The organism is Parasediminibacterium schistidii (genome assembly GCF_046546515.1).
Taxonomy (GTDB): Bacteria; Bacteroidota; Bacteroidia; order Chitinophagales; family Chitinophagaceae; genus Parasediminibacterium.
The window spans coordinates 93,010-115,963 of record NZ_JBKHKJ010000003.1 but is presented as its reverse complement, the minus strand read 5'-3'; the positions used below and the strand labels follow the sequence as shown (position 1 = coordinate 115,963).

16 protein-coding genes are annotated in these 22,954 nt (G+C 38.8%); 15 read left to right on the top strand and 1 reads right to left on the bottom strand.

Annotated elements, in window-relative coordinates:
* The first annotated feature begins 542 nt into the window (after positions 1-542).
* From ACHFIY_RS02720 to ACHFIY_RS02695, 6 genes are all read left to right on the top strand, one after another.
* Positions 543-3,791 carry a TonB-dependent receptor gene (locus tag ACHFIY_RS02720; protein ID WP_410844515.1) on the top strand — a complete coding sequence of 1,083 codons (3,249 nt, stop codon included), beginning with the start codon at positions 543-545 and terminating at the stop codon, positions 3,789-3,791.
* A 24-nt stretch (positions 3,792-3,815) separates the two neighbouring features.
* Entirely contained in the window at positions 3,816-4,514 is a 699-nt protein-coding gene (locus tag ACHFIY_RS02715) for a hypothetical protein (RefSeq protein WP_410844514.1), read from the top strand.
* A gap of 793 nt (positions 4,515-5,307) precedes the next feature.
* Positions 5,308-6,564 (top strand): phosphoglycerate dehydrogenase, encoded by a 1,257-nt coding sequence (gene serA, locus ACHFIY_RS02710; protein WP_489685635.1) that lies wholly within the window; start codon positions 5,308-5,310, stop codon positions 6,562-6,564.
* Between the two features lie 96 nt (positions 6,565-6,660).
* Entirely contained in the window at positions 6,661-8,016 is a 1,356-nt protein-coding gene (locus ACHFIY_RS02705; protein WP_410844513.1) for an AAA family ATPase, read from the top strand.
* A 227-nt stretch (positions 8,017-8,243) separates the two neighbouring features.
* Positions 8,244-9,491 carry a tetratricopeptide repeat protein gene (locus ACHFIY_RS02700; RefSeq protein WP_410844512.1) on the top strand — a complete coding sequence of 416 codons (1,248 nt, stop codon included), beginning with the start codon at positions 8,244-8,246 and terminating at the stop codon, positions 9,489-9,491.
* A 158-nt stretch (positions 9,492-9,649) separates the two neighbouring features.
* The gene (locus tag ACHFIY_RS02695) at positions 9,650-10,708 is read left to right on the top strand and encodes an RluA family pseudouridine synthase (protein WP_410844511.1); all 1,059 of its coding nucleotides are present in this window, start codon (positions 9,650-9,652) and stop codon (positions 10,706-10,708) included.
* A 74-nt stretch (positions 10,709-10,782) separates the two neighbouring features.
* On the opposite strand, the gene ACHFIY_RS02690 is transcribed toward ACHFIY_RS02695, so the two are convergent.
* Positions 10,783-12,702 carry a T9SS type B sorting domain-containing protein gene (locus ACHFIY_RS02690; RefSeq protein ID WP_410844510.1) on the bottom strand — a complete coding sequence of 640 codons (1,920 nt, stop codon included), beginning with the start codon at positions 12,700-12,702 and terminating at the stop codon, positions 10,783-10,785.
* A gap of 635 nt (positions 12,703-13,337) precedes the next feature.
* Here ACHFIY_RS02690 and spt point away from each other — a divergent pair.
* From spt to ACHFIY_RS02645, 9 genes are all read left to right on the top strand, one after another.
* Positions 13,338-14,549 (top strand): serine palmitoyltransferase, encoded by a 1,212-nt coding sequence (spt, locus tag ACHFIY_RS02685; RefSeq protein WP_410844509.1) that lies wholly within the window; start codon positions 13,338-13,340, stop codon positions 14,547-14,549.
* Positions 14,546-15,679: a hypothetical protein gene (locus tag ACHFIY_RS02680; RefSeq protein WP_410844508.1), complete on the top strand. Its 1,134-nt coding sequence runs from the start codon at positions 14,546-14,548 to the stop codon at positions 15,677-15,679. The genes spt and ACHFIY_RS02680 overlap by 4 nt, the downstream gene beginning before the upstream one ends.
* Positions 15,672-16,658: an NAD-dependent epimerase/dehydratase family protein gene (locus ACHFIY_RS02675; RefSeq protein WP_410844507.1), complete on the top strand. Its 987-nt coding sequence runs from the start codon at positions 15,672-15,674 to the stop codon at positions 16,656-16,658. Before ACHFIY_RS02680 ends, ACHFIY_RS02675 begins: the two co-directional genes overlap by 8 nt.
* A gap of 28 nt (positions 16,659-16,686) precedes the next feature.
* Entirely contained in the window at positions 16,687-18,012 is a 1,326-nt protein-coding gene (locus ACHFIY_RS02670; protein WP_410844506.1) for an inositol-3-phosphate synthase, read from the top strand.
* 2 nt (positions 18,013-18,014) lie between these two features.
* Positions 18,015-18,467, top strand: a complete 453-nt coding sequence (locus tag ACHFIY_RS02665; protein ID WP_410844505.1) for a phosphatidylglycerophosphatase A family protein — start codon at positions 18,015-18,017, stop codon at positions 18,465-18,467.
* Positions 18,468-18,475: 8 nt separating this feature from the next.
* A complete protein-coding gene (locus tag ACHFIY_RS02660) occupies positions 18,476-18,871 on the top strand; it encodes a GtrA family protein (RefSeq protein WP_410844504.1) in 396 nt (131 codons plus the stop codon).
* On the top strand, positions 18,861-21,404 hold the full coding sequence (locus ACHFIY_RS02655) for a DUF5686 and carboxypeptidase-like regulatory domain-containing protein (protein WP_410844503.1): 2,544 nt from the start codon (positions 18,861-18,863) through the stop codon (positions 21,402-21,404). Before ACHFIY_RS02660 ends, ACHFIY_RS02655 begins: the two co-directional genes overlap by 11 nt.
* A gap of 10 nt (positions 21,405-21,414) precedes the next feature.
* Positions 21,415-22,125 (top strand): CDP-alcohol phosphatidyltransferase family protein, encoded by a 711-nt coding sequence (locus ACHFIY_RS02650; protein WP_410844502.1) that lies wholly within the window; start codon positions 21,415-21,417, stop codon positions 22,123-22,125.
* A gap of 160 nt (positions 22,126-22,285) precedes the next feature.
* Positions 22,286-22,825 carry a DUF4833 domain-containing protein gene (locus tag ACHFIY_RS02645; protein WP_410844501.1) on the top strand — a complete coding sequence of 180 codons (540 nt, stop codon included), beginning with the start codon at positions 22,286-22,288 and terminating at the stop codon, positions 22,823-22,825.
* Positions 22,826-22,954: the final 129 nt, after the last annotated feature.

The following is a 22,954-nucleotide window of genomic DNA, read 5'->3' as shown; positions in this document are numbered from 1 at the left end:
AACTGAAATGCAATGTTAAAAATGTAGTGAAGAATCAAATAGGCTTATTTACCTTCTATTCATTTAAGCAAATTTTAATGTATTTTCATTTTGACTACCTAAAAACTAAAAAAATAAAACAATTTGACCTATTTTTTTACAATAAATGTATTTTATGTAAAAACTAGTTGTTTATTTGTAGTTAATTTTAACGTTCTATTTATCGGTTGCCCATATTATTTTAATAGAATTAGGTGTTTTGAACGCATTGGCTTTTAAATCAGCATGAGAACTCCTTATCCCAATAATAATTTTAGAAATTATTCAATGAAAAATATAGTTTTCTCGACCTTCTTTATATACAAATAGTCATAGTAAGCTACTTTTTGGCACTTAATTTTCATAGATATAAAATTTATACCATGTATTTTTTGTAGCTACTTCGCATATTTTATCTCTAGAGTGCGTTCAAAGTACCTTATTCTATATTTTAATGTTTTCTGGTTTAAGCAATTTGGCATAAAGGTTCACTTTTTAAAATTAAAATTTAATTTATGAGTAGCATGAAGAGAAAATTTACCCAATTATTAGCAACGTTTCTATTGCTAGGGTGTTGTTTTGTAGTTAGCGCACAGGAAACAACATCAGATATTGTGGGTACAGTTACTGACAAAGGCAAGGGCGTACCCGGCGCCAGCGTTACGGCTATACACCTGCCCACAGGCACAAAGTATGTAACCAGCACCCGTAAAGATGGGCGTTACAACATACCCAATGCTAAAATAGGCGGCCCCTACAGCGTAACCATTGGCTATGTAGGCTACAAAACGGAGAAGCAAGATGGTATTTATTTATCATTAGGGCAGGAGTTTAAAGTAGATTTTGGCTTGACCCCAGAATCTGCAATGTTAACCGAGGTAGTTGTAAAAGGCGGAAAGCAAGATAAAGTCTTTAATAACTCTCGTACAGGTAGCCAAGAGGTAATAACCCGTAATCAATTGGAAAGGCTACCGACTATCAATCGATCTTTTCAAGATTTCACTAAACTTACCCCCTCTTCAAACGGCTTGAATTTTGGAGGCGTAAATGCTTCTTATAATAACCTTACCGTTGATGGTGCTAATTTTAATAACGTCTTTGGTTTAAGTAGCACATTAGGTGGACAAACTGGATCTCAACCTATAAGTATTGATGCTATTGAGCAAATTCAAGTAAATCTTTCTCCTTATGATGTAAGACAAGGAAATTTTACAGGGGCAGGTGTAAATTCAGTAACACGAAGTGGGACCAACCAGTTTAAGGGTTCGGTTTATAATTATATTAGAAACAATAATTTACAAGGCTATAAAGTAAAATCTGTTGATTTGTTAGCAAATGGGGCAACAAAACCGCAGTTTGATTACACGCAAATTGGTGCAACACTTGGTGGGCCAATTATAAAGAACAAGGTTTTTTTCTTTGCTAGCTATGAGCAAGAAAAAATAAGTACCCCAGCAACAAGTTTGGTTGCTTTGCAACCCGGGCAAACTGCTGGAGGTAATATTTCTCAAGCAAAAGCTACTGATTTAGATTCACTTAGGAATTTCCTTATTAGTAGATATGGATATAACCCAGGGGAATATCAAAACTACAATTATAGGACTGAAAGCAAAAAGGCAACAGTTAAGATTGATTGGAATATTAACGATAAAAATACTTTCACTATAAAGTATAATTACCTTCATTCATTAAAAGATATTGCAGCAAGCAATAGTGGTGCACAAGGAACTCGCCAGCCAAGTACAACAGGCTTGCCATTTAGCGGTAATGGTTATACCATAAATAACAATTTTGATATTTTCATTGCAGAGCTAAATACAAGACTAACCAATAAAATATCTAATAAACTACAAATTGGCTACTCCGCTTTAAGAGATTTCCGTGCACCCCTTGCCAATGGTAATTTTCCATTAGTAGATATTTTAAATGGTCAAGGACAAACGTATACCTCATTTGGATATGAACCGTTTACTTATAATAATAAACTAAACTCAGACATTTTTCAATATTCTGACATAGCAACTTATTATTACAAATCGCATGAAATAACTGCTGGAGCGCAATACTATTACAAGAAATTTTTAAATGGTTTCGCACCCAATTATCAAGGATTGTATAGGTTCAATACTTTACAAGACTTCTATGATGGTGCTACTAATCCAGCATTAAATAAGACATCATTATTTAATTTGCAATATGCAACAACGCCAGATGGCTCTTTCCCATTTGGAAAAACAGAAGTTCATGAACTAGGTTTTTTTGCACAAGATAAATGGAGGGTAAATAGCCAGCTTACCGTTACTTACGGTATAAGGGGGGATGTGCCAATTTTTGTTAACAAATTTGACAAAAATGATGCTCTAAGCGCGCTTCCTTTTAGGGATGGTATTAGGGTTGATGTTGGACAAAAGCCTAAGACACAAATGTTATTTAGCCCACGTGTTGGTTTCAACTGGGATGTTAATGGCGATAAAGTTACGCAAATACGTGGAGGTATAGGGTTGTTTGCTGGGCCGCCGCCATTTGTCTGGATTAGCAACCAAGCAAGCAACAATGGTGTTCAATTCGGTTCTTTTAGTAGAACCGCACCTCAGCCTTTCTTAACCAATATTGATAGCATAAGAAAAACTTTTGCTGGGAAATTGTCCCCTAACTACAACATTGCTGTTACTGACCCTAAATTCAAATATCCACAAAACTTGAAAGCTAGTTTGGCTATTGACAGAAAATTGCCTGATAATTGGACTGTAACTGTTGAGGCTAACTATGCACATGACATAAATGCGGTGTATTTCCAAAATATAGGTTTACCAACAACGGGTTCACCTCTGGTAGGCCCAGACAATAGGATTAGGTACAGTTCGTCTCAAATATATGCGGGTAGTACTTTAGACAATCCGAATATAAGCAGTGCCATTTTAATGAAAAATTCAAGCAAAGGATATTCATATTACCTTACTTTTCAAGCAGTAAAAACGTTGAAAAACTTCACTGGTAGTGTTGCATATACTTACAACCAATCTAAAACCATTAATGATGGTGGATCTATAGCTCAAAGCAACTGGAGGGATCGTCCAGTAAGTGGAGACCCGAATGCGAATGACTTAAGCTATTCAAATTTTTACCAGCCACATAGGGTAATAGCTTATGGAACATACCGTGCTGAATATGCAAAATATTTCGCCACCTCTATTGGCTTAACTTTTGAAGCAGCCACAAATGGAACTGCTTCTTACACTTACAATGGCGATGTAAACAATGATGGCTCTGGTGGTAATAACGATCTAATATACATCCCAAGAAATCAAAGTGAAATAGTGCTTGTAAAGTCTAGTGCTACTGACCCTAGGACACCAGGCCAAATTTGGAGTCAATTAGATAATTACATTAATCAAGATGCTTATCTTAGCCAGCGTCGTGGGCAGTATGCAGAACGGAATGGTGCTTTAGCACCTTATTTCAAGAAGCTGAATATGAATATTACCCAAGATTTTTATTATAAAACAAAAGACAACGTAAAGCATACGCTCCGTGTAACATTCGATATATTTAATGTTGGCAACTTAATTAACAGGCAATGGGGTGTAGTAAGAACGTTTAATAATTCATCACCAATCAGGTATGTTGGGCTTGGTTCTGATGGAAAACCAATGTTTACTGTGCCATTCTTAGATAATGCAAATCAAATCCCTTTGGTTAACAGCTATCGTGATGATACTGGGATTGGTTCACGTTGGCAGGCACAAATTGGGGTTCGCTATTTGTTTAACTAATTATTTTACCTAAAAACATTAAATATGAAATTAATATTAAAAACAATATTTGTATTATCCTCGCTAAGTATAATATTAGCAGGCTGTTCAAAAAATAATGATACAACAAATGGTGATGCAAATACTGCAATAGCCAATTCTACTACATTTTCTTTAACGAATAGGGTTTTGGCAGCGTTTGTGGTGGATTCTTCTTCAATCTACAATTTGCCGGCTGGTGTTTTGCCTTCAAGTTTTAATAAGTTCAGGAAACAATTAACTTATGATACCCTTGCAAAAGGCAATACAATACCTTCTTATAAAGTAGGGGATACATTGACTGTTTTGGCTTATTTAAAAGGGGATGATTATGCCATTAGTCAAAGAAGTATAAATCTTAGGTTTTTCCAGCCTCCTACAACTTTTAATAAGCCCACATTATTGTTCCCAGTAGCTGCCGCAGAGGATTCTATACGAGGATATATTCCTAAACAGTCAGATTTATTAGATTCTGTTTCTGCCCCAATAGTTATTTCAACTGTAGCTCCATTAACGGTAAATAAAATAATTTCTGAGTCAATCTCAGGGGTAAATTATAATACCTATTTGGTAAGTTATGCTTACATACTCCCAAAAGCACTCTCCGGAAAACTTGTTTCAATTAATTTAATCGTTGATAAAAAGTTGAAACCTGCATCTGATTTAGGCAATATAAATTGGATTTATGCTTTTAAGGTTAAATAAATAATTAATTTAGCAAACAACGCAAAAAAACGCCCCGAAATTTTGGGGCGTTTTTGTTGTTTACAAAGCCCCGAAGGGGTGTCATATACCAGCGATGGGTGCAGCCCATCGGAAAAAACAAATCGCGCCACCAATCCAGAAAAGCATTGGTTTTATATATAAAGGTTGTAATAAGCTAAACATCAGTTGCTTGTCAGGAGGCTTTTTCCCATTATGACCTCCAAGCCTTATCTTTGTACTAAATTAGCAATACATAAGTTATTTACCAAATGCTTCAAACAAGCTAAAAAAATCAAAGTTCTTTATTTACTAATATTAAAATAGTTGTAGTGCCAAAATTTGGTGTTGCCTTTATCACCCACAAATCACTCACTTTTTCTCACAAATCACTTATAAATCACGCACAAAACACTCAAAAAGTACGCACAAAACACGCACAAAACACTCATAAAAATTTGTCATTATTGTTGATAATCAATGATTTAAAAGAGAAGAGACGTTTTTTCAAAAAAACGCAAACAGAAAAAAAACTCCAAAATTTGCAAAACTGAAACTATTTTAATAATAATTGATTGTTTTACAAACAAGTAGCAAGTACTATTCTGATACTAAGATTCATGGCAAATAGCCCTCCTACAAAGCCCCGAAGGGGTGTAATACATATATGGTCTGCAAAGCCCATTCCAATAAAAGCCTTTCGGACTAAGGGGTTTAATCATTAAAATCAGGCAAATCATTTAATCAGTGGTATAATTATCCATTCCTAATTCCTAATTGTTTATTTTTGCAGCCTATGAGCGATGGAGAATTAATGAATCAAGAGCAATTGACTAGTTATCCAAAGGAAAAAATCAATATTCTTTTCCTGGAAAACATTAGCGACAAAGCCGTACAGTATTTTAAAAGCAACGGCTATACCAGTGTAACAAAGCTGAATGGTGCTTTGAGTGAAGAAGAATTAATAAAAGCCGTGAAAGACGTACATTTACTAGGCATACGGTCTAAAACACAGATAACGGCAAAGGTCTTGGAGTCGGCCAAGAAGCTACAAGCAATTGGTTGTTTTTGTATTGGTGTAAACCAAGTAGATTTAAAAACGGCTACCCATTTGGGCGTAACGGTTTTTAATGCGCCTTACAGCAATACACGCAGCGTGGCAGAATTGGTAATAGGCTTGGCCATCATGTTGATAAGGAGGATACCCGACAAAAACAAAGCAGCACATGAAGGCATCTGGAAAAAAGAAGCCAAAGGCAGCTATGAGATGCGTGGCAAAACCTTAGGCTTGGTGGGTTATGGCAATATAGGCTCGCAGGTAAGTGTTATTGCTGAAAGCCTTGGCATGAAAGTAATGTTCTACGATACGGAAACTAAGCTGCCATTAGGTAATGCAATAGCTGCAAAAAGTTTGGAAGAATTGGTTGCATCGGCTGATATTGTTTCCCTTCACGTACCGGAAACAGCGCAAACCAAAAATCTGATAGATAAAGAAGTACTCACACATTTTAAAAAGGGTGGTATACTCATTAACTATGCAAGGGGCGAGGTTGTGGACTTAGATGCATTGGCCGAATGCTTAAAATCAGGTTCTTTAAGTGGTGCTGCCATTGATGTTTTCCCGTGGGAGCCAGAAAAAAATGGGGATAAGTTTACAAGCCCATTGCAGGGCTTGTCAAATGTTATCCTTACCCCGCACATTGGCGGCAGCACCGAGGAAGCACAGGAAAATATTGGGGAAGACGTAAGTGCAAAATTGTACCAGTTCCTTGAAAAAGGCATTACCAATGGCTCGCATTCAGTACCTGCAATTGGCTTGCCGCCTGTCGATGGTGCGCACCGTATATTGCACATCCACAACAATGTGCCAGGCGTGTTGAGTGCTATTAATACGGAGTTGGCCAAGCACCATATCAATATACTTGGCCAGTATTTAAAAACAAATGAAGAAATTGGTTATGTGGTGTTGGACGTGGATAAAAAATTATCTGCCCAAGCCGCCGAGTTGCTAAGGAACATAAAGGAAACCATTAAAGTAAGGATGCTATATTAATTGATAATTGATAGCAAAGAGTTTAAAAAGGTACAACTTAAAACGTATAACCTACAACTTAAAACTTACAACGTATAACGTACAACTTAAAAAGTTATGAACGAGGGCATAGAACAATTGAGGGAGGCTTTGTCTTTTTCGCCAGACAATATACCATTGCGTTTGCACTTGGCAGACCTGATGGTAAAAGGCTTTATGCTGGACGATGCTGCCGTTGAATACCAAGAGGTATTGCAGCGGAATTATGGCAACGATAAAGCTAGAAAAGGATTGGCAAACGTTTACTTCAAGCAAAAAAAATACTCTGCTGCCATATTGGTATTCGAGGCATTGATGGGCGACAACATGCTGGCTGGGGACGAGATGGTGCCTTATATAAGATGCCTGATAAAAGAACACTCCACCAATGAGGCAGTGGAAGTATATAAAAAGGTATTGCAACAAAACCCTGGTTTCAAGGATGAGGAAATTGACGGCGCATTGCGTTTGGCTAGCACTGCCAGCAGGCAAGGCGAGGATGATGAGGACGATGAGGACGATATATTTGGGATGCACGACTTTGAAGGGGAAGGGAGGACTGATTTTTTCATGGAGAAACCCGACCTGAAATTTGAAGACGTGGGCGGCATGAAAAAAGTAAAAAACGAAATTTCTTTAAAAATTATCCAGCCGCTTAAAAACCCAGATTTATACAAAGCTTTTGGCAAGAAAGCAGGTGGTGGCATTTTGCTTTATGGCCCCCCTGGCTGTGGCAAAACCTACCTAGCCCGTGCTACTGCTGGGGAAATTGACGCAAAATTCATCAACATTGGTCTTCACGATATTTTGGATATGTGGATGGGCAACAGCGAAAAAAACCTGCACGAGGTTTTTGCCCAAGCTAGGGAAAATGCACCCTGCGTATTGTTTTTTGATGAGGTAGATGCCATTGGCGCTAGCCGTAGCGACTTGAAAGGCAGCAGCATGAGGCATGTAATTAACCAATTCTTGGCAGAAATGGATGGAGTGGAGCATAGCAACGAAGGCGTGTTGATATTGGCTGCCACCAACGCCCCATGGAGCATAGACAGTGCTTTCAGAAGGCCGGGCAGGTTCGACCGTGTTGTTTTTGTTGCCCCTCCAGATATAGAAGGCAGGGTGGAAATTTTAAAGCAGCACTTGAAAGACAAGCCAGCAGAAACAATAGATTTAGCTGCTGTCGCCAAGGTAACAGAGGAATATTCCGGGGCAGACTTAAAAGCAGTGGTGGACATTGCCACGGAGTATAAACTGGAAGAATCGTTGGCCAAAGGCGCCATAGAAAAGCTAACTACAAAGGATTTGTTGAAGGCTGTAAAACAACATAAATTCACAACAGGCGAATGGTTTAGCACTGCCCGCAACTATGCTTTGTACGCAAATGAAACGGGATTGTATGACGATATATTGAACTACATAAAGGCGAAAAAATAAAGCTAGTTATGAATTATGAGTTAGAAGGGTGCGTATAAATTATTTTTGTTCGTTTTTTTTTTTGCTTACCTCCTTTTTAGATTTAGCAACTTGATTTGGTAACTTTCCAGAAGTTGCCAAATCTAAAAGATTTAATCTTCCTTTCCTTTGTGCCTCTTTGTGCTTTCGTGCCTTCGTGGCAAAAACAATGCGTGCCTTTGTGGCAATTTTTTTAAACAAATTATTGAATGCTGAACAGGGAAAATTTAATACGCCGGGCTGACTTGCTGCGGAAGCAAAAGCGTTTTAAAGATGCGGAGCGGGAGATAGGCATGGTGCTGCAATCGGATCCTGAAGATGTAGAAGCACTGTTGATACTGGCACATTGCAAACTAGATACAAGATTATTTGACGAAGCCATTGATATACTCAACCAATGCTTGCACCTCGACAGCAGCAACGATTATGTTTTTTACTTGATGGCTTTTGCTTGGTACCAAAAAAATGACAATAAAAAAGCACTTGGCTTTTTAAACGAAGCCCTTTCTATTTTCCCGTACAACGCAGGGTATTTTGCCCTTGCTGCCCATATACGTTTGGAACAGAAAGAATACCAGTTAGCATTAGAAGCTGCTGATTATGGCTTGGCATTAGATGCCGAAAGCGTTTCTTGCCTCAATATGCGCTCCACGGCATTGTTCCGGCTAAACAAGAAAGACGAGGCCTACGAAACCATCAACGAGGCACTTGCCATAGACCCTGAAAACTTTACTACCCATGCCAACTATGGCTGGCATTACCTAGAAAAAGGAAAGCACAAGCAAGCAGCCGAGCATTTCCGTGAAGCATTGCGGATCAACCCAAACTATGGCTATGCCAAAGACGGCTACAAAGCTGCCCTGAAATCGAAATTGGTATTCTACCGCTGGCTGCTTCAATACAACTTATGGATGAACAAGCAAACCAAAAACATAAGGCTTGGCGTGCTTCTAGGCGTTTGGTTTGCGGTGAGGGTGTTGGCTTCGGCAAGCAAAGATTCTAAGTTCCAGCTTATTGGCATAGTGGTAATGTGGCTTTATTTTGTTTTGGTTATGTTTTCTTGGCTGGGCAGCTCGTTTGCCAATTTGTACCTTTTATTTACCCCACACGGCCGCTATATACTCACGCACAATGAGCAGTGGCGGGCAAAACTAGTGTCTGTTTCCATGTTTTCGGGGTTGGTGTCTTGTGTTTATATATTATTGGTAAACGATAATTATTTGTTTATCCCCTTGGTAATAGCTTCAACCGCCATTATTTTTAATGAAATGGAATACCCCATCCAACTAGCCAAAAGCTGGGGCAGGCCGCTGTTGAGCCAATTACAACTATTGGTTGCTGTAGTTTGCTGCATTGCTGCATTAATTAACCTTAATGTTGCCATGGGTGCCAGCATCTTTTATGCAGCTTTGTTTGTTGCCTATATTTGGTCTGGTTCGCTGCGCAATACTTTTTAAAAGCTATAAAGCTTCGCTGCTTTGCCCCTCGCCTTTGGCGAGGGGTTGGGGTGAGGTTTAACTAAAAAAGGTTTTTTTTTATTTCCTTATGTTTTCATGTTTTTCTGCCTATCTATCTATGTGCTGAATAGTAACAATGATAGATTATATTTGCCATTATGAATGTGGATGTAAATATTGTGCAGGAAGAAAACAGCGACGAGCTATACGAGAAAAAAACTTTTACGGTAGATAAAGGGCAAGAACCCTTGCGCATAGACAAATGGATACAAAACCATATAGAAGGGGCTACCCGCAATAAGGTACAACAAGGGATAGATGCTGGTTTTTTAACCGTGAACGGCAAAATAGTAAAGAGCAACTACCGCATAAAACCAGGCGATGATATTGTGTTGATGACTTTTATAAACCCTGACTATACCATACTAAAGGCTGAGGAACTCCCCCTTAATATTGTGTATGAGGATGAGGATGTTTTGGTGCTTAACAAGCAGCCAAATATGGTAGTACATCCCGGGGTAGGCAATTTTTCAGGCACATTGCTTAATGGCGTTTTCCATCATTTATTGCAGCAAGACCCGAATATTGACGAGGAAACCTTGCCTCGTTTTGGCTTGGTGCATCGTATAGACAAAAACACAACAGGGCTAATAGTACTTGCCAAAAATGCAATGGCAGCCGCCCATTTATCCAAGCAATTTTTCAACCATACAGTGCAGAGGAAGTATGTGGCAGTTGTTTGGGGCAATGTGGTGGAAGACAAAGGTACCATCAATGCGCATATAGCTCGCCACCAGCAGTTCAGGAAAATGTTTGCTGCTTACCCAGAAGGGGAAATAGGCAAACATGCCATTACGCACTATTCAGTAATAGAACGCTTAAACTATGTAACAGTGGTAGAATGCGTGCTGGAAACAGGCCGTACCCACCAGATACGGGTACACATGAAGCACTTGGGGCATACCTTATTCAACGACTGGGAATATGGTGGCGAAAAGATTTTGAAAGGCACCATCTACACTAAGTACAAACAATTTGTAGAAAACTGTTTTGACCTATGCCCCCGTTGTGCATTACATGCTAAAACCCTTGGTTTTATACATCCCCGTACAGAAGAATTAATTACTTTTAATAGCGAATTGCCAAACGACATGCAGCAAATGATTGACAAATGGAGGGGGTACACCAAAAATCATAAGCCGGAGGAAGAGTCGTAAGTGGTCAGTGGTCAGTAATAAGGCAAAAGGTAGTCTTTTTTACAAATCAATACCGTCTACTGACCACTCACTAATTATCTAAACAATAAAAACACCCCTTGTTTTGATAGGTTTTTCCTGTTGGCGATGGTATAGTTTGCAAACCATACATAAGTACCATTACTAATTACACCTTTAACAGTGCCGTCCCATTGCTTGTAGGGGTTGTTGGAAGTGAATATAAGTTGCCCAAGCCGATTATAAATCTTAAACTCATATTTAGATATAGCGGCTAAAGAAGCGGCTGGCCCGGGGCCAAATGTAGGGTTTTGAGGGTCGCCATTGGGCGTGAAAGCAGTTGGGAAAAAGATGTCGTTGCATTGCACCGTTACTTGAATATTGTCAGAAGCAGTACAGCCATCTTTGTCGGCAACGATTACACTGTAAACCCCAGTCTTGGTAACATCATAAGTTTGCGTGTTTGATAAATCTTGCCATTTGTAGCTAGGGAAAATGCCTGCATCTAGCAATAGTTTTTCGCCTGGGCAAATAATGGTATCGTTCCCTAGGTTTACGCTAGTTGTATTTTTCATGTCAACAAGCGTAAAGGTGGACGTATCCGTGCAGTTATTATCATCTGTTATTACTACCTTGTAGGTGCCTGCGACTAAGTTGCTGGCCTGCAAGCTGTTGGAAACATTGGGTGTCCATGTATATGATATATAGTTGCCAGTTCCACCAGTTTCAATAATAGTAATGCGGCCTTTGGTTTCACAAACGGGGTTTACTGCTTCTGCACTGTGCTGCAAAGGTTCCAATCGTTTTGTTGGAAGCGATACAGGTGCAGCAGATGCACAGGTTTTGGAACTTCTAATGGCAACGGAGTATATGCTTGCTGGCAAGTTGGGTATTAATGCTGATGTGAGTCTTGGGTTATTGTTCCAGATGTATGTATATGTATCTGAAAAAGTGGGGTTAACGGATACTTGCAAAGCCCCTGTTGTGTCGCCATAACATAAAATATCTTTCACTACGCTAATGGTAGCATCTGCAACTTGTATATACACGGGTGGGCTCACTACAACTGCCGGAGGTTGGGTAGCAGGGTTGGTAACGGTAAGTATTACTGTGTATTTACCTGCTGCAGAATACTCATGGCTAGGGGCTGGGTCGCTTGATGTGTTGTTGTCCGGCCCAGAATTGGGGTCGCCAAAATCCCAGTTAAATACCGATGGGCATACCACATTCCCGCCTGTAAAATCTACGGTTTTGTTTTTGCTTGGCGAACAAGCATAGGTGAACGTAGCCACGTTTGGTGGGGGTTCGCTAATATTAATATCGTCAACAGCAAAGCCATTGTAATCATTAAATTTTGTACCTGCGGAAAAACTAAACTTGAATATAACTTGCTTTTGACTCTTTAGTGCATCTAGCGAATGTTTTGCGCTTACCCATTTGCCAGACCCATCACCACTACTAACAGAGCCAGACCAGCCGTTTGAATTGTTTGTGCTATTTGAGCCAATAGCTGTAATAGAAGTAGTGTTAAACCAATTGTCATTTGGGCAGTTAATGGCATCAGCAGAAGATCCTAGATTTAGCCAATTAGCACCGTTGTCTATAGAATATTGAAAATTAGCACCATCGTATTTAGATTCAGTTTCCCAAAATACCTTAAAACTTAAATATGGGTTGGTAAGCAATGATAAATTGAAGCAAGGGCTTTGCAAGGTAGATTTCTCTCCATCATTGTATTTATTGCCAGTAAGCCCACCTATAATCCAGCACTTAGTGCCGCTTGCCGCCTTGTTGATAATGGCTTTTTGTGGCGTACCCCATGCCCAGTCCGAGTTGATGCCGCCAGCTACCCACTTGCCATCAGAGGCTTCAAAATCTTCATGGTAGGGGTAGTTAGTAATAGCATTGTTGCACTGGGCCATGCATTTGGCAGTGCTTGAAAACACAATAAAAAGTACAATAAAAAAAATGCCAGTACTAAAGATCTTTTTAGCCATCTAAACGTTGATATTAAATATAATATGATTGGGTGGGGCAAACCAAATTACAAATTTCTTTTTAAATTGAAGATATTTTTTGTTTAGGTATAGTTTTCCACAAAAGGAAGAATGAAATTGTTAGCAAGCTTAGTTCAATAGCGAAAGGAATGTTTTATTGAAAAAATATAAGCTATTTTCGGTAGAATTTTAGTCATTTATCTTTTATTTCCGAAATAAATGGCTGATGGTTTTATACTATTTAGCTAATTTTTTACAAATATTTCATTTGCAATTGTTTAATTTGCAGTTATGGTAACTGCAATCCTGTCAAGTTTCACTCGCTGCAAGAGAGATATTTAGAATAGAAATTTGTTTTGGGAAAGGGATTGTTCTTAATGCGAAAAGGGGCTAAAGTTGAAAATAAGAACAAGTCTGCAATATTTTATTACAATGTAAGCATGGAACAATGAAAGGAATTTAAGACTTTCAGACATATATGCACGACTTTCAGACATTGTTGTAATAGCTATTATTTCAGATTTTTGTATTCTATTTTGCGATATTAAACTACCTTTCCGCGTAAAGAGGCAGCAGCTTTAAAAAAGATTATAGAAAAGTGAATGGATGCCATTTACGAGCAAAAAAGGCGAATTATGCAAAAAAAATTACATCAGAGAGTTTCAGCATTTAAGGATGCGGAGGAAGTAAGGAGCATGGGTTTATATCCCTATTTCCGAACGATACAGTCTGGGCAGGGTACAGAGGTTATCTTGAACAACAAGAAAGTATTAATGTTTGGCTCTAATTCTTATTTGGGGCTAACTAACCATCCTAAAATAATTGAAGCTGCAAAAAAAGCCACTGATAAGTATGGTTCTGGTTGTGCTGGGTCTAGGTTTTTAAATGGCACTTTAGATATTCATATTGAACTGGAAAACAGGCTTGCAGCTTATACAGGCAAGGAAGCTGCAATATTGTTTAGCACAGGGTTTCAGGCAAACTTGGGGGTTTTGTCTTGTATTACAGGTCGTACAGATTACCTGATACTTGACGAAAGCGACCATGCATCTATTATAGATGGCAGCAGGTTATCTTTTTCTAGGGTTCTTAAATATGGCCACAACAATATGGCAGATTTAGAAGCCAAATTGGCCAACTTACCAGTTGATGCCATGAAACTGATAGCCGTTGATGGAATCTTTAGCATGGAAGGCGATATTGTAAAATTGCCTGAGATTATAGCACTTGCAGATAAATACGGTGCCAATGTAATGGTAGATGATGCCCATAGCCTTGGCGTAATTGGCGATAAAGGTGCTGGAACAGCCTCTCATTTTGGGCTTACTGACAAGGTTGATGTAATGATGGGTACCTTCAGCAAGTCCCTTGCATCGCTTGGTGGTTTTGTATCGGGTGATGCTGATGTAATAGACTATTTAAAGCATAAAGCTAGATCTTTGATTTTTAGTGCAAGCATGACCCCGGCAGCAGTAGCAAGCGTGATTGCTGCATTGGATATTATCCAGTCGGAGCCTGAATTAATTGCAAAACTTTGGGAAAATACACATTATTCAATGCAAATGTTTCAGGATTATGGGTTTGATACAGGTGAAACAGAAAGCCCTATTATCCCAGTATATGTAAGGGACAACTACAAAACATTCTTGTTTACAAAGAAATTGCAGGAAGAAGGGGTGTTTGTAAACCCAGTTGTTTCCCCGGCAGTTTCCTCGGCAGATTCTTTGATACGTTTTTCACTCATGGCCACGCACACGCATAGCCAAATAGAAGAAGCAATAGAAAAATTGAATAAAGTAGCCTTAAAGCTGGATATTAAACGCCAAGTTCAAAAACAAGCAATATGATTAGGGCAGAAGAAGTAAAGACCAAAAAACAGATGGCCGCTTTTATTGATTTCCCTCATGAATTGTACAAGGGAGATGTAAACTATGTGCCTGAACTTTTTATAGCCCAACGAGATTTGCTTACCCCTGGCAAGCACCCATTTCACGAGCATTCTGTTTTGCAGCTTTTTTTGGTTTATGAAAATGATGTGGTAAAAGGGAGGATAGCTGCTATTATCAATAACAACCACAACGAATTTAACCATGCAAGTGATGGTTTTTTTGGTTTTTTTGATTGCGTGAACGACAAGGCGGTTGCAAAGCTTCTTTTTAAGACTGCCGCAGCATGGTTGCTAGAAAAAAATAGTAGCCTTGCCAGTTTTGTAGGCCCGGTAAACCCTTCTACCAACGAACCTTGTGGAGCATTAATAGAAGGTTTTGACAAGCCACCGCTTGCCATGATGACCTATAATAAGCCTTATTATAACGAACTAATTGAAGCCTGTGGGTTTAAGAAAGACATTGACCTGTTGGCTTACGATATTGACATCAGGGAGATAAACGACAGGCCAGTACAACTGGAAGAAGCATTGCTAAAAAGGCTAAAAAGCAAAAATATTATCATCCGGCCTATCAACATGAAGGATTATAAAAATGAAGTTGCCAAGGTAAAAGAGGTGTATAATACAGCATGGGATAAAAATCTAGGCTTTGTGCCTATGACAGACAATGAATTTAATTATCTGGCAAAAGACCTAAAAATGATAGTGGATGAAAAGTTTGCCATGCTTGCCGAACACAATGGCAAGCTAATTGGGTTTGGATTGGCAATACCAGATATTAACCAGGTATTGATTAAGATAAAAAAAGGCAGGCTGCTGCCAACAGGCATTATAAAACTGTTGCTTGGCTTGAAAAAAATAAACAATGTAAGGGTACTTGCGTTGGGGGTAGTGGAAGGATATAAAAAACAAGGTATAGAAGCAGTTTTCTATGCCAGTATGATAAGGAGGGCAAAGGAAAGGAACATGAGGGGCGGGGAAGCCTCGTGGATATTGGAACACAACGAATTAATGAAAAGTGGTATTGAAAGCATGAATGGCAAAGTGTATAAAAAATACCGCATTTATAAAAAAGAATTGAATGCGTGAAAAGGTTTTGATAACAGGCGCTAGTGGTTTCCTTGGCTTCCATATTATTGAAGCCGCCCTTAAAATGGGCTTGGAAGTACATGCTGCAATAAGGAAAAGCAGCAATATAGATCATTTGAAAGGCCTTGAGATCCAGTATATCTATCCCGATTTTAATGATATAGCTGATTTGAAAAACCAGATAGAAAAAAACAATTACCAATATATTATACATGCGGCAGGCATTACAAAGGCATCGAGTTTGGATGAATATAGCAAGGTAAACGTAACTTATACTTACAATATTGCCAAAGCGGCAGCAATGTTGGAAATACCTTTGAAAAAATTTGTTTTTGTAAGCAGCCTTGCGGCTATGGGGCCGCTGCCCAGCGCAGAGGGCGCAATAACGGAAGAAACAAAGCCCCAGCCAGTTACTTCCTACGGCAAAAGCAAATTGATGGCAGAAGAAAAGATTAACGGGCTTGCGTTACCGTTAACTATAATAAGGCCTACGGCTATATACGGGCCTAGGGAGAAAGATATCTTTATCCTTTTTAGCTACATTTTAAAGGGCTGGGAACCATATATAGGAAAGCGTAAGCAGCAATTAAGTTTTGTATATGTAAAAGATATAGCTGGCATTGTAGTTGATGCCTTGTTTAAAAACAATACTTCTATTGCATTTAATATTTCTGATGGTCAATCATATAGCAGGTACGAGTTGGCAGATTTTGCCAAAGAATTCTTAGGAAAAAAGACAACCCGCTTTTTTTTGCCAGAAGGCATGGTTAAGTTTTTTGCAGTAGTATTGGAAAAAGGGTATGGTTTGTTTGGTAAAACCCCAGTTGTAAACCAGGAAAAACTGGCTGAATTAACCGCTGCAAACTGGATTTGTAATATTGACAAAGCAAGCAAAGAATTGGATTTTGAGCCTAAATATAATCTAAAATCAGGGTTGGAAGAAACATTGGTTTGGTACAAGGATAATAAATGGTTATAGGAAATTTTAACTAAAGAAAAAGAAAAGCATGAAAGAGAACTTATTGCCCGCAGATGGCAAATTAGGTATATTGCTGCCAGGGCTTGGTGCAGTTGCCACTACATTTATTGCAGGCGTTGAATCTGTAAAAAAAGGATTGGCACAGCCATTTGGCTCTATTACGCAGATGGGGTCTATCAGGTTGGGGAAAAGAACAGAAGAGAGAAACCCGAAAATAAAAGATTTTGTGCCATTGGCAAGCCTTCAAGACGTGGTATTTGGTGGCTGGGATATTTTTGAAGACAATGTGTATGAAGCTGCAAGCAAGGCCAAAGTATTGGATGCAGCATTGCTCAACGCAATAAAGCCTGAATTGGAAGCCATTAAACCAATGAAGGCCGTTTTCGACAAAACTTATATTGCCAACATCACAGGGGTGAATGTAAAAACTGCCGCTACTAAATACGATTTGGCAATGGAAGTGATGGAAGACATCCAAAATTTTCAGGAATTAAACGATTGTAGCCGCTTGGTAATGGTATGGTGTGGATCTACCGAAAGGTATATAGAAGAAGCCCCTGTACACGCTACTATAGAAAGCTTAGAGGAAGGGATGAGGAACAATGACCCAATGATACCACCTAGCATGATATATGCTTATGCAGCAATCCGCTTGGGTGTACCTTTTGCAAACGGTGCCCCTAACCTTACTTGCGATATACCGGCTTTGGTACAATTAGCAAAAGAAACAGGAACACCAATTGGTGGCAAAGATTTTAAAACTGGGCAAACCTTAATGAAAACCATACTTGCTCCTGGCTTGCAAGCAAGGGCATTGGGGGTTCGTGGTTGGTTTTCTACCAATATATTGGGCAACCGGGATGGTTTAGTGCTAGATAATCCTGACAATTTTAGGACTAAAGAAGTATCCAAACTGGGCGTATTGGAAGACATATTGCAACCAGATGTAAACCCTGAATTGTATGGGGATTTATTCCATAAAATACGGATTGAATATTATCCTCCACATGGCGACAATAAAGAAAGCTGGGATAATATAGACATTTTCGGTTGGCTGGGCTATTCCATGCAGATTAAAATTAATTTTTTATGCAAGGATTCTATTCTTGCTGCGCCAATTGTACTAGACCTCGCTTTGTTCCTAGATCTTGCCAAAAGGTCTAGCATGAGTGGCATACAAGAGTGGTTGTCTTTTTACTTTAAATCGCCGCAAACCCTTGACGGGTTACGCCCTGAGCATGATATTTTCAAGCAATTGATTAAGCTGCAAAACACCCTCCGTTATATTATGGATGAGGATTTAATTACGCATCTTGGCCAGGATTATTACGAAGAGTTGGCAGCTTCTTTTTAAATATGATGAGTTTTCATAAGGCAATAGCTACTGTTTGCGGTATTGGTTATATAGGTAAAGGATCTGGCACTATCGCAGCAGTAGCTTACTGTATATTTTTAATGTTTCTACCCCCAGGTAACAAATGGCTTTGGCAGCCATTGTTGTTGGCTGCCGTATTAGCGGTTGGTACATGGAATTCTAATGTATTGGAAAGTATTTGGGGGCACGACAGCAATAAAATAGTAATAGACGAAGTAGCAGGGATGATGATTACCCTGCTTTTTGTACCCATTGAAATAAAATATGTGGCTTTTGGGCTTGTCCTTTTCCGTTTCTTTGATATTGTAAAACCCTTGGGCATAAAAAAGGCAGAATTACTGCCAAGTGGATGGGGAGTAATGGCAGATGATGTATTGGCAGGAGTGTATTCGTGGTTGATACTGCAATTAGTTATTGAATTTATACCTTTTTAATATTTAATATGGTTACTTTTTTTAAGGCTAATGTAGCCGGTTTGGTAGCCTCTTTAGCCGATTTCCTCATAACAATATCCTTGGTAACCCTTTTTAAGGTAAATCCTTTAGAAGCAACCATTACAGGAACTGTAAGTGGTGGCATCATCAACTTTCTCATTGGCAGGCATTGGGCTTTTGATGCAACCGAGGCAAATGCTTATAGACAGGCTTACAAATACTTCTTGGTTTGGGCAGGTAATTTGCTATTGAATGTTAGCAGCATGTACTTGTTTTCTAAATATACAAATACACATTATATAATAGCAAAACTTGCTACATCGGTTTTGGTAGCATATGGGTACAACTACCCTTTGCAAAAAAAATATGTGTTTAAGCGAAATTGGATAAATAATGAATATTGACAAACAAATTAAGCAATTTGTGTTTATTTTAATTGTACTGTTGTCGTCGCAATTCTTAAAGGCACAAACGGTGGTTAAGGGCCTCGTCCGTGATGCCCAGTCGGGTAAGCCCTTGCCTTATGTAAGTGTTTACTTCAAAGGAAGCAAGGGGGTGGTTAGCGACGAGAATGGCAATTATTACCTGCAAACAGCAAACCCAAAAGTATCAACTATCGAATTTTCATGCGTAGGGTACAAAACAGTAGATAAACCAGTATTGGTAGGGCAATTGCAAGTACTAAATATAGACCTTCAACTAAACCAGGCATTGAAAGAAGTTGTTGTTACCTCCAACAAAAAGCCAAAATACAGGAATAAAAACAATCCTGCCGTAGAGCTGATAAGAAAAGTAATCGATAATAAAGACAGCAACCGTGTAGGTGCCCACGACTATGAGCAATTCCAACAATACGAAAAAATGGAATTGTCCTTGACCAACAAGCCAGAAAAACTCGCAAAAAACCGCTTCTTAAAAAATTACAAATTTATACTTGATAATCAAGATACGTCCAAGCTAGAAGGCAAGTCGCTCTTGCCTATTTACCTAGAAGAAAGACTGTCTCAAAAATATTTGCGTAAATCGCCTCAAAAGGAAAAAACATTTGTATTAGGAGAGAAGAAAGTAAATTTTGGTGACTACATAGATGGCAATGGCATTACCAAATACCTAGATCGGATGTACGAGAATATTGATATTTATGAAAACAATATTTCTGTGCTTAGCAATCTATTTTTAAGCCCCATTGCCGACATGGCACCAACATTCTACCAGTTTTATATCCGAGATACTGTACAGGAAGATGGCATTAAACTGGTGAAATTGTATTTTACACCACGCAATTCTACCGATTTAATATTTCGTGGCACTATGTACATTACGCTAGATGGCAACTATGCGGTGAAAAAAATTGTGATGGGTATTAGCAAGAATGCCAATATCAACTGGACACGTGAACTGCGTATCAACCAAAATTTCGAAAAAAGCCCAGATGGTAGGTATCATTTGTCTATGAGCGATATGCTTGCAGAATTTGCGTTAAGCAAAGAATCTTCGGGTGGGATATTGGGCGAGCGGACGGTTTCGTTTAAAAATTATATTGTAGACAAGCCAGCCCCCGACAGCATTTACCAAGCAAAAACAGATTATACAGGGCAACATATACCAGTAACCAACGATAGCTTCTGGGTAGCCAATCGGGATCCACAATTGTCGAAAATTGAAGCAACCGTTTATACCAATATAGATAGCCTTCAAAACATGCGGTCATACAAGCGGTTCATGGATATTGCTACACTGCTGTTGGCAGGCTATAAGAATTTTGGTCCCTTTGAAATGGGCCCTGTAAACGCATTTTATAGTTTTAACCCAATAGAAGGTTTCAGGTTAAGGGTAGGGGGTAGGACAACGCCTAAGTTAAGTAAAAATTTCTACGTTGAAGATTATGCTGCCTACGGTTTTAAAGACAAGAAATGGAAATATTTTGTGTCTGGGGCTTATTCTTTTAATGGTAAATCCGTATATGCCTACCCACTCAATTATCTGAAATTGAGTTACCAGTACGATACCAAAATTCCTGGGCAAGACCTGCAATTTGTGCAGGAAGACAATTTCTTGCTTTCATTTAAGCGAGGAGACAATAATAAATGGCTTTATAACAATACTTTTAAAGCAGAGTACGTAAGAGAATTTGGTAAAAACCTTTCGTACACATTTGGATTTAAAAATGTGAAGCAGACGCCAGCAGGCACCATTACTTATGAGAAAATAAATAATGACACGATACAGAGCCTTACTAGCACCGAATTGTCTGGCGAGCTAAGGTGGGCACCCAATGAGCAATTTTATCAAGGCAAAGTTTATCGCATACCTATTTTTAATAAATACCCCATTTTCAGGGCAAGGTTCACAGAAGGTGTAAAGGGCTTAGCAAATGGCGAGTATAATTACCAAAAAGTAGAGTTGAATGCCTATAAGCGTTTTTACTTCTCGCAGTTTGGTTTTGCCGATGTGGTTTTTGAAGGTGGCTATACATTTGGGCAAATACCTTTCCCATTGTTAAATATCCACAGGGCCAATCAAAGCTATGCTTACCAGCTAAATTCATACAACTTGATGAATTTTATGGAATTTGTTAGCGACCATTCAGTGGGCGTAAACGTTGATTATTATTTAAATGGATTTATTTTCAATAAGATACCACTTTTAAAAAAATTAAAACTGCGTGAAGTAGCAAGTGCCAAAGTATTGTATGGTGGAATCAGGGATGAAAACAACCCTGCAAAAAATTCTGCAGTTTACAAATTCCCTATTGATAATATTACTGGTTTGCCAAGTACATTTGCATTAAGTAAGGAGCCATATATAGAGGTAAGCGCGGGTATTGCAAATATTTTCAAGTTGATAAGGGTTGACTATGTGCAAAGGCTTACCTACCTCAATCACCCTGCTATATCTGACTGGGGCATCAGGACAAGGGTGAAATTTGATTTTTAAGAAAAAAATTATGCGGAAACAATTGATACGCAACCAGCTACAGCAAATAATATATGTCATTATTAACCCATTGGTAAAATGCCTTATCAAAATTGGGTTTACACCTAATATTGTTACTACCATAGGGCTTGTATTAAATGTTGGGGTGGCCATTATTTTTATTGTAGGCGGCGAAGCAGGAAACCGTGGCGATTTTTCATACATAGGTTGTGCTGGTGGGTTGATTTTATTTGCAGGCCTGTTCGATATGCTAGATGGGCAGGTAGCTCGCTTGGGCAACATGAGTTCTACTTTCGGGGCGTTGTACGATTCTGTGCTGGACAGATATAGCGAATTAATTCTTTTTTTAGGGATTTGCTATTATTTAATAGCACATCATTATTTTTTAAGTTCTTTGTTTGCGTTTATCGCCTTAATGGGGTCTATGATGGTTAGCTATACTAGGGCGCGCAGCGAAGGTTTAGGCATAGAAAACAAAGGAGGGTTAATGCAGCGGCCAGAACGAGTAGTGTTGATAGCTGCTTCGGCCATTGCTTGCTACGCAACTTCAAAAGTGGTGGGAGGCGATTATAAATTGTATATAAAAGGCATCCCATTCCATGTATTTGAAACCATGACAGTGTTTACGATACCTATAGTTATAATGGCTGTATTAACCAATTTTACAGCTATTAAAAGGTTGATGGATGCAAAAAAAGCACTGGAGGAAGCGGGCAGATGAAAAATTGCATCCTTAAGGATATAAGCTGTACATCCTAATAAGCACCAAGGAAAAAACAGTAGTGCCTATTAGTCCATTCTTGGCAAATGATTGCGTTGGAAATTTCCTGAAAGGCTATTGCTAATGTGGAAATTATAGCGGTTTTTAATTTTTTTAGTAGATGAAGAAGAGTTTTACAAAATACGTTGGTTTTATAATTTGCTTGCTGTTAGCTGCAAGCGTGCATTCGCAAGAGCTTGTTTACCCAGTGCCAAACGGAAACCCTAAGCAATTATTTTTCTTGCAGCGCCCACCCAATATCAATACCATTGTTTACGAGTTGAACTATAATAAAAATGGTGAATTGAACAATGACGAGCCTGTGCATGTTTTCTGGATACGTTATGGCGATAAAGGCGAGCGTGCCGAGCTAAGTTATGTACAACGCAATTTTGCCTACGGCATAAAGTCGAAACCACTTGCAAAAAATAGTTACGAGCTGCATTTTGTATCGTACAAAAAAATGCCTTTGTATTTAAAGCTGGGTGCCGATAATAAATATGGCATTTATGCTACCATTAACCAAAAACAAATTATATTAAAAAGGATTTTTGTTAAAATTAATGGTGGTAGCTTTTGGTTTCCCAATGTTGAGTATGCAGAGCTGAAAGGCAACGACATAGCAACAGGGCAGGAAATAACAGAGCGGATGAAAATTTAATGTTGGCCTCATACTCATTCATAGCCACAAAGGCACAAAAACAAGAAGAATCACGAAGAAAGTGACGTTTTAAAGGCATTGGATAATATAAAACAGTTTTTCTTTTCTTCTTCTTTATTTCCTTAGTGC

Bases quoted from the DNA above. Each gene is read 5' to 3' on its own strand.
- ACHFIY_RS02670 (WP_410844506.1), top strand. From the start codon at position 16,687: ATGAAAGAGAACTTATTGCCCGCAGATGGCAAATTAGGTATATTGCTG.
- ACHFIY_RS02695 (WP_410844511.1), top strand. From the start codon at position 9,650: ATGAATGTGGATGTAAATATTGTGCAGGAAGAAAACAGCGACGAGCTA.
- ACHFIY_RS02700 (WP_410844512.1), top strand. From the start codon at position 8,244: ATGCTGAACAGGGAAAATTTAATACGCCGGGCTGACTTGCTGCGGAAG.
- ACHFIY_RS02675 (WP_410844507.1), top strand. From the start codon at position 15,672: ATGCGTGAAAAGGTTTTGATAACAGGCGCTAGTGGTTTCCTTGGCTTC.
- ACHFIY_RS02655 (WP_410844503.1), top strand. From the start codon at position 18,861: ATGAATATTGACAAACAAATTAAGCAATTTGTGTTTATTTTAATTGTA.
- ACHFIY_RS02705 (WP_410844513.1), top strand. From the start codon at position 6,661: ATGAACGAGGGCATAGAACAATTGAGGGAGGCTTTGTCTTTTTCGCCA.
- ACHFIY_RS02645 (WP_410844501.1), top strand. From the start codon at position 22,286: ATGAAGAAGAGTTTTACAAAATACGTTGGTTTTATAATTTGCTTGCTG.
- ACHFIY_RS02650 (WP_410844502.1), top strand. From the start codon at position 21,415: ATGCGGAAACAATTGATACGCAACCAGCTACAGCAAATAATATATGTC.
- ACHFIY_RS02660 (WP_410844504.1), top strand. From the start codon at position 18,476: ATGGTTACTTTTTTTAAGGCTAATGTAGCCGGTTTGGTAGCCTCTTTA.
- serA (WP_489685635.1), top strand. From the start codon at position 5,308: ATGAGCGATGGAGAATTAATGAATCAAGAGCAATTGACTAGTTATCCA.
- ACHFIY_RS02715 (WP_410844514.1), top strand. From the start codon at position 3,816: ATGAAATTAATATTAAAAACAATATTTGTATTATCCTCGCTAAGTATA.
- ACHFIY_RS02690 (WP_410844510.1), bottom strand. From the start codon at position 12,702: ATGGCTAAAAAGATCTTTAGTACTGGCATTTTTTTTATTGTACTTTTT.
- ACHFIY_RS02680 (WP_410844508.1), top strand. From the start codon at position 14,546: ATGATTAGGGCAGAAGAAGTAAAGACCAAAAAACAGATGGCCGCTTTT.
- ACHFIY_RS02665 (WP_410844505.1), top strand. From the start codon at position 18,015: ATGATGAGTTTTCATAAGGCAATAGCTACTGTTTGCGGTATTGGTTAT.
- ACHFIY_RS02720 (WP_410844515.1), top strand. From the start codon at position 543: ATGAAGAGAAAATTTACCCAATTATTAGCAACGTTTCTATTGCTAGGG.
- spt (WP_410844509.1), top strand. From the start codon at position 13,338: ATGCAAAAAAAATTACATCAGAGAGTTTCAGCATTTAAGGATGCGGAG.